Source organism: Leclercia sp. S52 (assembly GCF_039727615.1).
Lineage (GTDB): Bacteria > Pseudomonadota > Gammaproteobacteria > Enterobacterales > Enterobacteriaceae > Enterobacter > Enterobacter adecarboxylatus_B.
Genome location: NZ_CP152474.1, coordinates 692,383 through 705,649, shown reverse-complemented (window position 1 = coordinate 705,649; position 13,267 = coordinate 692,383). Strand labels below are relative to the sequence as shown.

Below are 13,267 nucleotides of genomic sequence, written 5' to 3'. Positions count from 1 at the left end.
AGAAGACGGGGAAAACATGACGCTGAAAAAACTCATTGCCGCCGCAGGCGGCCTGGCACTGTTACTTTCACCTTTACTCGCCCAGGCGCAGAGCTGGCCGGTGACGGTTAACGATCTGGATAACCGCACGGTTACCGTTGAACATGAACCGCAACGCATCATTCTGCAGGACGGGCGCGACATCTTCGCCCTGGCCCTGCTGGAGCGCGATAATCCTTTTGCCAAAGTGGTGGCGTGGAACAACCTGCCGAAAAAGCAGGACACCGAAACCTGGAACGTCCTGAAGCGTAAATGGCCGGAAGCGGAAAAGATCCTCGACATGAAGTTTTCTGACCAGGGCAATGTCGATCTCGAAACGGTGATCTCCCGCCAGCCCGACCTGATGATTGCTCAGCTTCGCGCTAAACCGTCGCTTGTTCAAACCGGCGTGCTGGCTAAGCTGGAAGCCCTGCACATTCCGGTGGTGTTCGTTGACTATGAGCTGCATCCGGTGGAGAACACCCTGCCAAGCATCGCCCTGCTGGGTAAGGTGATGGGCCAGACCGACCGTGCGCAGGCCTATATTGATTTCTATCAGCAGCGTCTGGATACGATCCACCAGCGTCTGGCAACGGCCAGCAAAAAACCGCTTGTCTTTATCGAACCCATTGCCGGTGTCGGCGGGCTGGATAACGGCTGCTGCTTTACCCATGCGCGTAACGGCTGGGGCGGGCTGGTCGAAGCCGCAGGCGGGACCAACATCGGCTCACAGCTGCTGCCGGGGGCAACCGGGAATATCGCGGTGGAGAAGATTATCTCCCTGAACCCGGATTACTACCTGATGACCGGATCAAAACGTCCGGGCAAAGGTACGGCGATCATCCCGTTTGGCTATAACGTCCCGGCAGGCGATGTCAGCGCAGCCTTTAACGCCCTGCTGACGCGTCAGGGCGTTGCCAGCATTCCGGCGGTCGCGCAAGGCCATACCGGGGCGCTGTATCACCACTTCTATAACAACCCGTACAACATCGTCGCCATTGAGACGCTGAGCAAAATTTTCTACCCGACGCTATTTAAGGATATGGATCCGCTGGCGGACTACCACGCCATTATCAAAGACTTTACCCACATTCCGGATGACAACATCATCCTGAGCTTTACCCCTTCGCACTAACGAAAAGGCCGGGCACATTGCCCGGCCTTGTCATTATCCGGCGAGGGCCGGTGCTTCTACAGGCTTCTGACGCAGCCAGATACCTAACGCCAGCCCCATCAGCGAGAGCGCCAGCACGTACCACGCGGGAGCCATTGGTGACACCCCCATCAGCAGGGTAACGGCAATCGGCGTCAGCCCGCCGAAGATGGCGTACGAGACGTTATACGAGAAGGAGATCCCGGTGAAGCGCACTTCCGGCGGGAAGGCGCGCACCATGACGTAAGGCACGGCCCCCACCACGCCGACGCACAGCCCGACCACGCCGTACAGCAGGAACAGCTGCTCAGGATGGCTGCCCGCCAGATGATAAAATGCCCAGCTTGATGCAGCCAGCAGCAGGCTACCGATGATAAAGGTCAGACTGGAACCGATACGATCCACCGCCAGTCCGGCAATCAGACAGCCGAAGCACAGCATGATGGTCGCGATACTGTTGGCCTGCAGCGTTACCGCCGGGGCAAAGCCGTACTGTTTTTGCAGCCAGACCGGCGACATCAGGATCACCACCACAATGCCCGCCGACAGCAGCCAGGTGAGCAGCATCGACACCACCACCGCTTTCCTGTGCCGCACCACCACCGCTTTGACCGGCAGCTCCTGCGCCAGCGCCTTGCGCTGCTGCATCTCGAGGAAGACCGGCGTCTCCTGCAGCCAGCGGCGCAGATACATCGCCACCAGACCAAAGGCACCGCCCAGCAGGAACGGAATACGCCAGCCCCAGTCGTGCACCGCCTGTTGGGTCATGCTGGTATTCACCAGCGTCGCCACCACCGAGCCCAGCAGAATGCCCACCGTCAGCCCTGCGGTCAGCGTACCGCAGGCAATGCCGATCCGCCGGGCCGGAACATGCTCCGCCACAAAGACCCAGGCGCCGGGCACTTCACCGCCAATCGCCGCCCCCTGCAGGATCCGCATCAGCAGCAGCAACACCGGCGCGATAATGCCCATCGAGGCATAGGTAGGCAGCAGGCCGATAGCGAGGGTCGGGACGGCCATCAGCAGGATGCTGAGGGTAAACATCTTTTTGCGTCCCACCAGATCGCCGAAGTGGGCCATCACGATGCCGCCCAGCGGGCGCGCCAGATACCCGGCGGCAAAAATGCCAAAGGTCTGCACCTGACGCAGCCATTCGGGGATATCTGCCGGGAAGAACAGCGCCCCGACGACCGCCGCGAAAAAGACGAAAATGATGAAGTCATAAAACTCAAGAGCGCCGCCGAGCGCGGCCAGCGTGAGAGTCTTATAATCCTGACGATTGAGAGGCCGGTTGTAATGTGACATAGCGAACCATTATGGGCTGAATTGTTGAGTAATATTTACAGCGATCGTAAAGAAAAAATTACTATACCGTAAATCAATTAGCACGCTACCGTCGTTACAGCTTATGTCACATTATTGTTAATTTCAGGAGATTGTTTCACGTCTCGCGCTTTTCGGGCGAAAAGCTGCTACCACCTGCGGGTCGGTCTCAACGTAAGGCCCCTCAAGGAGCTGTACACAATAAGGTACACTGGCGAAGATACCCGCCACTACCACCTTACCGTCGGCCTCTTTCACCCCTTCCAGGGTCTCTTTAATCGACTTCGGCTGGCCCGGTAAGTTGAGGATCAGGGCCTGTTTGCGGATCACGCCCACCTGGCGGGAGAGGATCGCCGTCGGCACAAAGTGCAGGCTGATCTGACGCATCTGCTCGCCAAAGCCCGGCATTTCACGATCGGCAACGGCGAGGGTGGCATCCGGCGTCACGTCACGACGCGCCGGCCCTGTGCCGCCCGTAGTCAGCACCAGATGGCAGCTCATCTCATCAACCAGTTCACACAAGGTTTGCTCGATGATCGCCTGTTCATCCGGGATCAAGCGGGTTTGCACTTCAAAAGGGGTGGTCAGGGCAGAAGCCAGCCAGGCTTCCAGCGCGGGAATGCCTTTATCTTCATAGACACCGCTGGAGGCGCGATCTGAGACGGAAACTAAGCCAATGCGTAAGGTATTCATATCTATTCCATTCAAACAATACAGATTGAGGGAATGATACACGCAGAGGGGGGGATTCAGACAGGGAACAAGAGAAGTAGCGTGACCGGGAGCCCGGTCACGCAGGAATGATTACAGCAGTTCGCCGATCATTTTTTCCAGTTTTTCCTGGTCGATAGCAAACTTACGGATACCGTCCGCCAGTTTGTCTACGGCCATTGGATCCTGGTTGTGCTGCCACAGGAACTCGGACTCAGTGATGCGCTCAGGACGGGCTTTCACTTCGCCGCTGAAGCTCAGCTTACGCTCAATCGCGCCTTCGCTTTCTGCCAGCTCTTTCAGCAGAGCAGGTGCGATGGTCAGGCGGTCACAGCCAGCCAGTTCCAGGATTTCGCCCACGTTACGGAAGCTCGCGCCCATCACCACGGTTTCATAGCCGTGCTGTTTGTAGTACTCGTAAATCTCGGTAACGGAAACCACGCCCGGATCTTCAGACGCCGCGTACTCTTTCTTGTCGGTATTGGATTTGTACCAGTCAAGAATACGGCCCACGAATGGAGAGATCAGGAACACGCCCGCTTCTGCACAGGCACGCGCCTGAGCGAAGGAGAACAGCAGGGTCAGGTTACAGTTGATGCCTTCTTTTTCCAGCTGTTCTGCAGCGCGGATGCCCTGCCAGGTGGAAGCCAGTTTGATCAGGATACGGTCGTTGCTGATGCCAGCATCGTTGTACAGTTTGATCAGGCGTTTGGCTTTAGCGATGGACGCTTCGGTGTCGTAGGACAGACGCGCATCCACTTCGGTAGAGATACGGCCCGGAACCAGCTTCAGGATCTCCAGACCGATGTTTACCGCCAGTTTGTCGGTAGCATCCACAACCTGCTGTGCGCGATCGCTGCTCTGGCTTTTCGCCCAGGCAACGGCGTCGTCGATCAGTTTGCGGTATTCAGGGATCTGTGCAGCGTTAAGGATCAGAGAAGGGTTCGTTGTGGCATCCTGCGGCTGGTACAACTTCATTGCCGCGATATCTCCGGTGTCAGCGACAACAGTCGTGAACTGACGAAGGGAGGTTAATTTATCCGTCATGATAGTGTTTCTCTTTAACTTGCCCTGGATAATTCGCGTTACCAGCGGAGCGCCAGAAACGGAAAAATGACAGGTTTACTTGTTAGGGGGATGTAACCGGTCTGCCCTGATGATAACACGACGGAAGGTCAGCGCAACCGCAGACAATGCGCTGAAGGATCCTGTGATAAACTCGACAAAATTACTGACTGCTAATTACCTGTTTACTCACTCATTAGTAGCGATTACCTATGCACTTTGGCATCAACAAGAGGGACGTTAATGCCTGATTACCTGTCGTTTATTAATGAAATTTTGTGGGGTTCGGTCATGATTTACCTGCTGTTTGCGGCAGGGATCTGGTTCACTTTTCGCTGCGGTTTTATTCAGTTTCGCGCCATTCCCCAACTGCGCACTAATCTGAAAAATAGCCTCAGCCCCCAGCCGGGAGGTTTAACCTCGTTTCAGGCGCTTTGCACCAGCCTGGCGGCCCGGGTTGGCAGCGGTAATTTAGCCGGGGTAGCGCTGGCGATCTCGGCGGGCGGCCCGGGGGCCATCTTCTGGATGTGGATGACCGCCATCATCGGCATGGCGACCTCCTTTGCCGAATGCTCGCTGGCCCAGCTGTATAAGGAAGCGGATAAGCAGGGACAGTTTCGCGGTGGCCCGGCCTGGTACATGGCCCGCGGCCTCGGTATGCGCTGGATGGGCGTGCTGTTTTCTCTCTTTTTACTTATCGCCTACGGTCTGATCTTTAATACCGTGCAGGCCCACTCTGTTGCCCACGCCCTGCGTTTCGCCTTCAACTGCCCGGAAATCGTCACCGGCGGGGTGATGGCGTTCTTCACCCTGGCGGTGATCGTGACCGGCATGAAAGGCGTCGCCCGGCTGATGCAGTGGATGGTGCCGGTGATGGCGCTGCTGTGGGTTATCGCCAGCATGGTGGTCTGCGCCTGGCATGCCGACCAGCTACCGGCGGTCTTTAGCCTGATCGTAAAAAGCGCGTTTGGCTGGCGCGAAGCCGCCGCCGGTGCGCTGGGCTATACCCTGAGCCAGGCCCTGACGGCCGGTTTTCAGCGCGGTATGTTTTCCAACGAAGCGGGCATGGGGTCAACCCCCAATGCCGCCGCGGCGGCTGCCTCCTGGCCTCCTCACCCGGCCTCCCAGGGGATTGTGCAGATGATTGGCGTCTTCGTTGATACCATCGTTATCTGCACTGCCAGCGCAATGATCGTGCTGCTGGCAGGCCCGGTGGATCTCCCGGACAATACAGCAGGCGTGCAGCTGGTGCAGCAGGCGCTGGTCAATCTGACCGGGAGCTGGGGTGCCGATTTCGTGGCTTTTATTATCCTTTTGTTCGCCTTCAGCTCCATCGTGGTGAACTACATCTATGCCGAAAACAATCTGATCTTCTTGCACCCCGATGCCCGGAAATCCCGCTGGCTGTTACGGGGTGGCGTGGTGCTGATGGTGCTGCTCGGCTCCCTGTTAAGCCTGCCGCTGGTCTGGCAGCTGGCGGATATTATTATGGCGCTGATGGCGATCACTAACCTGACGGCGATCCTGCTGCTTTCGCCGGTGGTCACCCTGATTGCCCGGGATTACCTGCGTCAGCGAAGACTGGGCGTCCAGCCTGTTTTTGATGTCTCGCGCTATCCCGAAATAGAACAACAGCTTGCTCCCGGCGCATGGGATGATTTGCCGCGTCAATAACAGTCATCGATCAATCGAGGCGGTTTTTTTGTTAAAATCGCACCAAATCTCCTGCAAGGACTGGATATGCTGATTCTGATTTCACCTGCTAAAACGCTCGACTACCAGAGCCCACTCGCCACCGAGCGTTATACCCAGCCTGAACTGCTGGATCATTCGCAACAGCTGATCCGCGAAGCGCGCAAGCTTTCGGCGCCGCAAATTGCCAGCCTGATGAGCATCAGCGACAAGCTGGCGGATCTCAATGCCACCCGCTTCCACGACTGGCAGCCGGATTTCACCCCGGACAACGCTCGTCAGGCAATTCTGGCCTTCAAAGGCGACGTTTATACCGGCCTGCAGGCAGAAACCCTCAGCGAAGCTGACTTTGATTTTGCCCAGCAGCATTTGCGCATGCTCTCCGGTCTTTATGGCGTGCTGCGCCCGCTGGATCTGATGCAACCTTACCGTCTGGAGATGGGGATCCGTCTTGAGAACACGAGAGGCAAAGATCTGTATCAGTTCTGGGGCGAGACCATCACCGATAAGCTGAACGATGCACTGAAGGCGCAGGGCGACACTATCCTGATCAACCTGGCGTCGGATGAATACTACAAATCGGTGAAACCGAAAAAACTGAACGCGGAGATCGTGAAGCCGGTGTTCCTCGATGAGAAGAACGGCAAGTTCAAAGTGATCAGCTTCTACGCCAAAAAAGCGCGCGGGCTGATGAGCCGCTACATCATCGAAAACCGTCTGACGCAGCCAGAGCAGCTGAAGGCATTCAACAGCGAAGGCTATTTCTTTGACGAGGAAGCGTCAGGGAAAGGTGAGCTGGTGTTTAAACGCCACGAGCAGTAACGCAAAACCCCGCCGGTTGGCGGGGTGATTTTAATGGTGCTTCCGGTCCGGTCCAGGACGGTGATCGTCATGACGGTCGTCGTGGCGATTATCATGATGCTCGCCATGCGGATGCCAGCGATTGTCACGCCACTCATAGTGAGACTTCCACCAGTCATGGTCGCGCCAGCGGCCGCCATCCCAGTAGTGTCCTTGCTTGTCCTGATCGCCAATTTGCAGTTTGACCGCCGGTACCAGGGTGATTTCAGAGGCCTGAACCGCCATCGGAGCCACCAGCATCAGCGAAAGTGCGATAAGCACAGGTTTAAGTTTAGACATAGGGTACTCCTTCTTGCTCTTGCCCGTTGTGGGCCGATGTGAGGAGATTACGTGAGGGACGGGGAGGATGTTATTCTCTGCAATCCTATTCTGTAAGTGACCGCATTTATTGGGAATTTCTGCTTTTTTCCTGCTATTTTTCTCCTTAATTTCTCCATAAAAAAAGCCGGGTGGCGATGGCGCGCACCCGGGCTGGATTTATGCCGGGTGGCGGCTTCGCCTTACCTGGCCTACAGATGATTTGCGTAGGCCCGGTAAGCGTAGCGCCACCGGGCAAACAGGCTTACCCGCGGGTCATCATCAGCTTACGCAGCTCGGCAAAATCGGCTGGCAGGCTGTGCGACAGCAGCGGCAGATCCGCACGCTCGGCCAGTTCTTTCGGCAATGGAAGCGACTCACCGAGGATCTCGTCCACGCTCTCTTTAAACTTCGCCGGATGGGCGGTGCCGAGGAACAGGCCGTACTCGCCCGGGTTAAGCTGATCGCGCAGGGCGCGATACGCCACCGCCGCGTGTGGCTCAGAGGTGTAGCCCACCTGCTTCAGCTCACGCATGGTCTCTTTGGTGGTGTCGTCCGTCACCGCAGCATAGCCCAGCTCGTTGAGACGCCAGATTTTACGGCGGAACAGCTCTTCCACACGCGGCCAGTTGTTAGGCTGTGACACATCCATCGCATTGGACAGGGTGGCCTGCGTGGTGTTTGGCGTCCACTTGCCCTCTTTCAGGAAACGCGGCACCGTATCGTTGGCGTTGGTGGCAGCGATAAAGCGTTTCACCGGCAGACCCAGCGACTTCGCCAGCAGGCCGGCAGTCAGATCGCCAAAGTTGCCGCTCGGCACCGAGATCACCAGCTGGTTACGCGCTTCCTGCGGCAGCTGAGCAACCGCTTCGAAGTAGTAGCAAATCTGCGCCAGCAGACGGCTGATGTTGATGGAGTTCGCGGAGTTCAGACCCAGCGCCACCTTCAGCTCTTCGTCGTCGAAGGCCTGCTTAACCAGCGCCTGGCAGGCATCGAAGTCCCCGTCGATAGCGACGGTTTCAATGTTGCCGCCCAGCGTGCAGAACAGTTTTTCCTGCAGCGGGCTGATTTTGCCCTGCGGATAGAGGATCACCACGCGCACGTTTTTCAGGCCGTAGAAGGCATGCGCCACTGCCGCACCGGTATCGCCGGAGGTGGCGGTCAGGATGGTGACCGGCTTATCGCCGCTGATATGGGTCAGCATCTGCGCCATAAAGCGCCCGCCGAAATCTTTAAACGCCAGCGTCGGGCCGTGGAACAGCTCCAGACAGCCGACGTCCGGCTCGACCTGGCTTACCGGTGCCGGGAAAGCGAAGGCCGCGCGAACGCGCTCTTCCAGCAGCTCCTGCGGGATCTCATCCCCGATAAAGGCGGAGAGGATTTTGGTGCTGCGGGTGACGAAATCCTGTTTCAGCATCTCGTCGATTTCGGTCAGACCAAATTCCGGCAGATCGTGCGGGAAGAACAGCCCCTGATTTTTGCCCAGGCCCTGCGTGACGGCCTGTGCAAAGCTCACCTGCTCGTTATGATCTTTAAGATTGTAGAGTTTCATTGTTTATCCCAGTACGCGTGCGCCGGCCGTATCCAGACGGCAAATATGAACAAAGCCTTCCTGATTTTGCAGGTAATTTTTCCCCAGCCACTCCGCGACCCGCTGCGCCGTATCCGGCTTGTCGCACAGGGCAAACAGGGTCGGACCGGAACCGGAGATACCGCAGGCCAGAGCGCCGATATCCAGCGCCGCGCTGCGCGCTTCGTTGAAGCCCGGCAGCAGCCTGGTGCGGTATGGCTCGGCAATAACATCTTTCATCAGTTTTGCCGCCAGCAGCGGCTGACGGGTATAGCAGGCATGAATAAAGCCCGCCAGATGACGACCGTGCGCAATGCAGTCCTGACGACGGTACTGCGCCGGCAGAATGGCGCGCGCTTCGGCGGTCGATACTTTAATGCCCGGGTAAGCCAGCACCCACAGCCACTCGTCAAAGCCTGGCACCTGCTGGCTGATGATGCCGTTCTCTTCGATCATCAACTGCATGCCGCCCAGGAAACAAGGGGCGACGTTATCGTAATGAATACTGCCGGAGATGCGCCCTTCCAGCTCGCCCATCAGGGCCAGCAGGCGGGTGTTGTTCAGCGGCTTGCCGCAGTGCTCGTTCATCGCCACCAGCGCGGCCACGACCGAACAGGCGCTGGAGCCCAGCCCGGAGCCAATCGGCATGCTTTTTTCCAGGGTCATGGCAACCGGCACGTTTTTGCCGATCTCCTGACAAAAACGCTCCCAGCACTGATAAACGATATTCTCACGCGGATCGGTCGGCAGCTTGCTGGCGAAACGTCCGACGTTGCTCAGACTGAAACTGTCCGCGGCCTCTACCGTGACAGTATCCCCCAGCGATGAACCATCTACCGGCGTCACCGCCGCGCCCAGCACATCAAACCCGACGCTCATATTGGCGCTGGAAGCCGGGGCATAAACTTTGACCATGTTAAACTCCTAACTTCCATGACAGGGTACGCAGCAGATCGGCAAACACGCCCGCCGCCGTCACATCGTTCCCTGCGCCATAGCCGCGAAGGACCAACGGCAGTGGCTGATAATAGTGGCTGTAAAACGCGAGGGCGTTTTCGCCATTTTTCACTTTAAACAGCGGATCGTTACCGTCTACCGCCGCCATCTTCACCCGGCAGACGCCGTCTTCTTCGATATTGCCAACATAGCGCAATACCTTCCCTTCATCACGGGCTTTTGCAACGCGCGCCGCGAAGGCATCGTCCAGCTGTGGCAGATTCGCCATAAAGGTCGCCACGTCGCCGGCGTCGTCAAAGCTTTCTGGCAGTACCGGTTCAATCACGATATCCGACAGCTCCAGCTCACGCCCCGTTTCACGGGCGAGGATCAGCAGCTTGCGCGCCACGTCGGTGCCGGAGAGGTCGTCACGCGGATCCGGCTCGGTGTAGCCCAGCTCGCGCGCTACTTTGGTCGCTTCCGACAGGCTCATGCCTTCGTCCAGCTTGCCAAAAATAAAGGAGAGCGAGCCCGACAGGATGCCGGAGAAACGCTGCAGTTCATCACCGGCATTGAGCAGGTTTTGCAGGTTTTCAATAACCGGCAGCCCCGCCCCAACGTTGGTGTCGTAGAGGAACTTACGGCGGGATTTCGCCGCCGCGTGGCGCATCTGATGGTAGTAATCCAGCGAAGAAGTGTTGGCCTTTTTATTCGGCGTCACCACGTGGAAGCCTTCACGCAGGAAGTCGGCATACTGATCGGCTACCGCCTGGTGCGACGTACAGTCGACGATCACCGGGTTCAGCAGATGGTACTCTTTCACCAGGCGGATCAGGCGGCCCAGATTAAATGGCTCTTTCGCCTCCGCCAGCTCTGCCTGCCAGTTCTCCAGGTTCAGCCCGTGAACATTGGTCAACAGCGCTTTTGAATTCGCGATGCCGCAGATGCGCAGATCGATATGCTTCTTCTTGAGCCACTCCTGCTGACGCTTAAGCTGCTCCAGTAACGCGCCGCCCACGCCGCCGACGCCAATCAAGAACACTTCGATCACCTGATCGGTGTTGAACAGCATCTGATGGGTGACGCGCACGCCGGTGGTGGCATCGTCGTTATTCACCACCACGGAGATGGAGCGCTCGGAAGAGCCCTGGGCAATGGCGACAATGTTGATGTTCGCCCGCGCCAGCGCCGCAAAGAATTTCGCCGAGATACCGCGCAGGGTGCGCATGCCGTCCCCGACCACAGAGATGATCGCCAGATGCTCCTGAATGGCCATCGGCTCCAGCAGCTCTTCTTTCAGCTCGAGGTAGAACTCCTCCTCCAGCGCCCGGCGGGCACGCAGGCAGTCCACCTGCGGCACGCAGAAGCTGATGCTGTATTCGGAAGAGGACTGGGTGATCAGCACCACCGAGATGCCGTTACGCGACATCGCGGCGAAGACGCGTGCCGCCATCCCCACCATGCCCTTCATGCCCGGGCCGGAGACGTTGAACATCGCCATGTTGTTAAGGTTAGAGATGCCCTTAACCGGCAGGCCGTCTTCGTCATTGCTGGCGCCAATCAGCGTGCCTGGCGCCTGCGGATTGCCGGTATTTTTAATCAGGCATGGGATCTGGAACTGGGCGATAGGGGCAATGGTGCGAGGGTGAAGCACTTTGGCGCCGAAGTAGGAGAGCTCCATCGCCTCCTGATACGACATCGACTTCAGCAGGCGGGCATCAGGCACCTGGCGCGGGTCGCAGGTATAAACACCGTCGACGTCGGTCCAGATTTCGCAACAGTCGGCGCGCAGACAGGCAGCCAGCACGGCGGCAGAGTAGTCGGAGCCGTTACGGCCCAGCACCACCAGCTCCCCTTTTTCATTCCCGGCGGTGAAGCCCGCCATCAGGATCATATGGTCAGCAGGAATTTTGCCTGCCGCAATGCGACGGGTAGATTCGGCAATATCTACGGTAGATTCGAGGTAATGGCCAACAGCGAGCAATTTTTCAACCGGGTCGATCACGGTGACGTTATGACCACGCGCTTCCAGCAGGCCCGCCATAATGGCGATAGAGAGTTTTTCACCGCGGCAGATCAGCGCCGCGTTAATGCTGTCCGGGCACTGCCCCAACAGGCTGATACCATGCAGAACGTGTTTAATCTGGGCAAATTCTTGCTCAACAAAGGCTTTCAGCTGGGCATGCGGAAAGCCGGGTTGGGCATCCGCCAGGCCCTGCAGCAGGTTGGCAAAGATCTGCTCTGCGTCGCTGATGTTCACCAGTGCATCCTGCCCCCCCGATGGTTTTTTCAATCATCGCCACCAGGTGGTTGGTAATTTTAGCCGGGGCAGAGAGTACCGTCGCCACCTGCCCCTGCCTGGCATTGCTCTCCAGGATGTCGGCAACACGCAGAAATCGTTCTGCATTTGCCACTGATGTACCGCCGAACTTCAACACTCGCATGGTTGTTACCTCGTGATCTTTAGCCGAAAAAAAAGCCCGCACTGTTCAGGTGCGGGCTTTTTTCTTTCTTTCCTGTACGCGTCAGCCCGCACCGTTACCTGTGGTAATGATGATGGTTGTGGTAATGGTGGTGATGCTGATGCGTTTCATGGATGTTGTGTACTCTGTCATTATTATCTGTCTGTGCTGTCTGACTCTATTGGTTAAAGCATACGTGCCGCTAAGTCAACGAATTTCTGATTTAAGCGCCTTTCCCGACCCTGTCAGGTCTCGCTGTCTGAGATTTTATTTCTGCCCGGATCGGGCCGTATGTAACCCATAAACTGGAATCTTTAACCATAACTAAAAGCTATGACAGATGTTTATTCTGCCAGATTTTTTTCGATATCGTGCAGCAATCGGTGCAACATTGCCGTGTCTCGCTGAGCTAGCAGACCCAGCCGCTGCTGTAACCACTCCACCATTTTTTGATCGTTAGCGACGTTCAGCGAGTCCAGCAGGCGATCGATTCGAACACGTAAAGCGGCAAGCTGGTTTTCATCTACGTCTGCTACCGGGGCAACCGGCATTTGTATCAGTGAGGCTAATTGATAGCAATACACCATCACCGCCTGACCTAAATTCAGCGACGGGTAATCCGCCACCATCGGCACACCGGTCAACACATCTGCCAGAGCCAGCTCATCGTTAGTCAGGCCGGAATCTTCGCGGCCAAATACCAGCGCCATCTTCGGCATCCACTGGCTTTTCTCTGCCATCAGCGGCACCAGTTCCGCCGGCGTGGCGTAGTAGTGGAACTTCGAACGGCCGCGGGCAGTGGTGGCGACCGTAAACGAAATATCGTGCAGCGCGTCGGCGAGCGTGTCGTAAGTCGTTATATTATCGAGAATATCTCCCGATCCGTGCGCGACACGTCGTGCCGCCGGATCGTTATGCGCGTCGCTGGCAACGATACGTAGATCGGTAAACCCCATGGTCTTCATGGCGCGCGCAGCGGCGCCAATGTTTTCTGCTCTTGCGGGGGAAACCAGTACGATGGACAAATGCATTTATGCTCTCTTTTTTAGGCAGTTAGCCGATAAAAATGTGATGGACATCATCATATTACGCAGCACGAATTTACAAAATTGCAACACAAATCACCGAAATAGCGTTTCACTACAAATTAAAATCACTAAACTATTTCATCAATGAACT

11 protein-coding genes, 1 pseudogene and 1 other annotated feature are annotated in these 13,267 nt (G+C 57.1%); of the genes and pseudogenes, 3 read left to right on the top strand and 9 right to left on the bottom strand.

Features of this window, described 5'->3' with window-relative positions:
• The first annotated feature begins 16 nt into the window (after nucleotides 1-16).
• On the top strand, nucleotides 17-1,153 hold the full coding sequence (locus AAHB66_RS03395) for an ABC transporter substrate-binding protein (RefSeq protein WP_347115218.1): 1,137 nt from the start codon (nucleotides 17-19) through the stop codon (nucleotides 1,151-1,153).
• Between the two features lie 33 nt (nucleotides 1,154-1,186).
• Here AAHB66_RS03395 and AAHB66_RS03390 read toward each other — a convergent pair whose 3' ends face one another.
• The 3 genes from AAHB66_RS03390 to tal all read right to left on the bottom strand — a co-directional run bounded on the left by AAHB66_RS03390 (nucleotide 1,187) and on the right by tal (nucleotide 4,252).
• Nucleotides 1,187-2,476, bottom strand: coding sequence for an MFS transporter (locus AAHB66_RS03390; protein ID WP_347115217.1), 1,290 nt, complete (start codon nucleotides 2,474-2,476; stop codon nucleotides 1,187-1,189).
• A 123-nt stretch (nucleotides 2,477-2,599) separates the two neighbouring features.
• Nucleotides 2,600-3,187: a molybdopterin adenylyltransferase gene (gene mog / locus AAHB66_RS03385; RefSeq protein ID WP_307762446.1), complete on the bottom strand. Its 588-nt coding sequence runs from the start codon at nucleotides 3,185-3,187 to the stop codon at nucleotides 2,600-2,602.
• Between the two features lie 111 nt (nucleotides 3,188-3,298).
• Nucleotides 3,299-4,252, bottom strand: a complete 954-nt coding sequence (gene tal, locus AAHB66_RS03380) for a transaldolase (protein WP_142488176.1) — start codon at nucleotides 4,250-4,252, stop codon at nucleotides 3,299-3,301.
• 261 nt (nucleotides 4,253-4,513) lie between these two features.
• Here tal and AAHB66_RS03375 point away from each other — a divergent pair, with 261 nt between their 5' ends.
• Nucleotides 4,514-5,944 (top strand): sodium:alanine symporter family protein, encoded by a 1,431-nt coding sequence (locus tag AAHB66_RS03375; protein ID WP_347115216.1) that lies wholly within the window; start codon nucleotides 4,514-4,516, stop codon nucleotides 5,942-5,944.
• 66 nt (nucleotides 5,945-6,010) lie between these two features.
• Complete coding sequence (yaaA, locus tag AAHB66_RS03370; RefSeq protein ID WP_347115215.1) at nucleotides 6,011-6,784, top strand: peroxide stress protein YaaA; 774 nt, start codon at nucleotides 6,011-6,013, stop codon at nucleotides 6,782-6,784.
• A 30-nt stretch (nucleotides 6,785-6,814) separates the two neighbouring features.
• On the opposite strand, the gene AAHB66_RS03365 is transcribed toward yaaA, so the two are convergent.
• From AAHB66_RS03365 to AAHB66_RS03340, 6 genes and pseudogenes are all read right to left on the bottom strand, one after another.
• Nucleotides 6,815-7,102 (bottom strand): DUF2502 domain-containing protein, encoded by a 288-nt coding sequence (locus tag AAHB66_RS03365; protein WP_347115214.1) that lies wholly within the window; start codon nucleotides 7,100-7,102, stop codon nucleotides 6,815-6,817.
• A 283-nt stretch (nucleotides 7,103-7,385) separates the two neighbouring features.
• Nucleotides 7,386-8,672 (bottom strand): threonine synthase, encoded by a 1,287-nt coding sequence (thrC, locus tag AAHB66_RS03360; protein WP_347115213.1) that lies wholly within the window; start codon nucleotides 8,670-8,672, stop codon nucleotides 7,386-7,388.
• Nucleotides 8,673-8,675: 3 nt separating this feature from the next.
• Entirely contained in the window at nucleotides 8,676-9,605 is a 930-nt protein-coding gene (gene thrB, locus AAHB66_RS03355) for a homoserine kinase (RefSeq protein ID WP_106994171.1), read from the bottom strand.
• A 1-nt stretch (nucleotide 9,606) separates the two neighbouring features.
• A pseudogene (gene thrA, locus AAHB66_RS03350) lies at nucleotides 9,607-12,070 on the bottom strand (bifunctional aspartate kinase/homoserine dehydrogenase I).
• 25 nt (nucleotides 12,071-12,095) lie between these two features.
• Nucleotides 12,096-12,213, bottom strand: a sequence feature (Thr leader region).
• A complete protein-coding gene (thrL, locus tag AAHB66_RS03345; protein ID WP_103181027.1) occupies nucleotides 12,152-12,220 on the bottom strand; it encodes a thr operon leader peptide in 69 nt (22 codons plus the stop codon). It overlaps the preceding feature by 62 nt.
• 212 nt (nucleotides 12,221-12,432) lie before the next feature.
• Nucleotides 12,433-13,119 carry a tRNA/rRNA methyltransferase gene (locus AAHB66_RS03340; protein ID WP_347115212.1) on the bottom strand — a complete coding sequence of 229 codons (687 nt, stop codon included), beginning with the start codon at nucleotides 13,117-13,119 and terminating at the stop codon, nucleotides 12,433-12,435.
• Nucleotides 13,120-13,267 lie beyond the last annotated feature (148 nt).

Bases quoted from the DNA above. Each gene is read 5' to 3' on its own strand.
- AAHB66_RS03395 (WP_347115218.1), top strand. From the start codon at position 17: ATGACGCTGAAAAAACTCATTGCCGCCGCAGGCGGCCTGGCACTGTTA.
- AAHB66_RS03390 (WP_347115217.1), bottom strand. From the start codon at position 2,476: ATGTCACATTACAACCGGCCTCTCAATCGTCAGGATTATAAGACTCTC.
- mog (WP_307762446.1), bottom strand. From the start codon at position 3,187: ATGAATACCTTACGCATTGGCTTAGTTTCCGTCTCAGATCGCGCCTCC.
- tal (WP_142488176.1), bottom strand. From the start codon at position 4,252: ATGACGGATAAATTAACCTCCCTTCGTCAGTTCACGACTGTTGTCGCT.
- AAHB66_RS03375 (WP_347115216.1), top strand. From the start codon at position 4,514: ATGCCTGATTACCTGTCGTTTATTAATGAAATTTTGTGGGGTTCGGTC.
- yaaA (WP_347115215.1), top strand. From the start codon at position 6,011: ATGCTGATTCTGATTTCACCTGCTAAAACGCTCGACTACCAGAGCCCA.
- AAHB66_RS03365 (WP_347115214.1), bottom strand. From the start codon at position 7,102: ATGTCTAAACTTAAACCTGTGCTTATCGCACTTTCGCTGATGCTGGTG.
- thrC (WP_347115213.1), bottom strand. From the start codon at position 8,672: ATGAAACTCTACAATCTTAAAGATCATAACGAGCAGGTGAGCTTTGCA.
- thrB (WP_106994171.1), bottom strand. From the start codon at position 9,605: ATGGTCAAAGTTTATGCCCCGGCTTCCAGCGCCAATATGAGCGTCGGG.
- AAHB66_RS03340 (WP_347115212.1), bottom strand. From the start codon at position 13,119: ATGCATTTGTCCATCGTACTGGTTTCCCCCGCAAGAGCAGAAAACATT.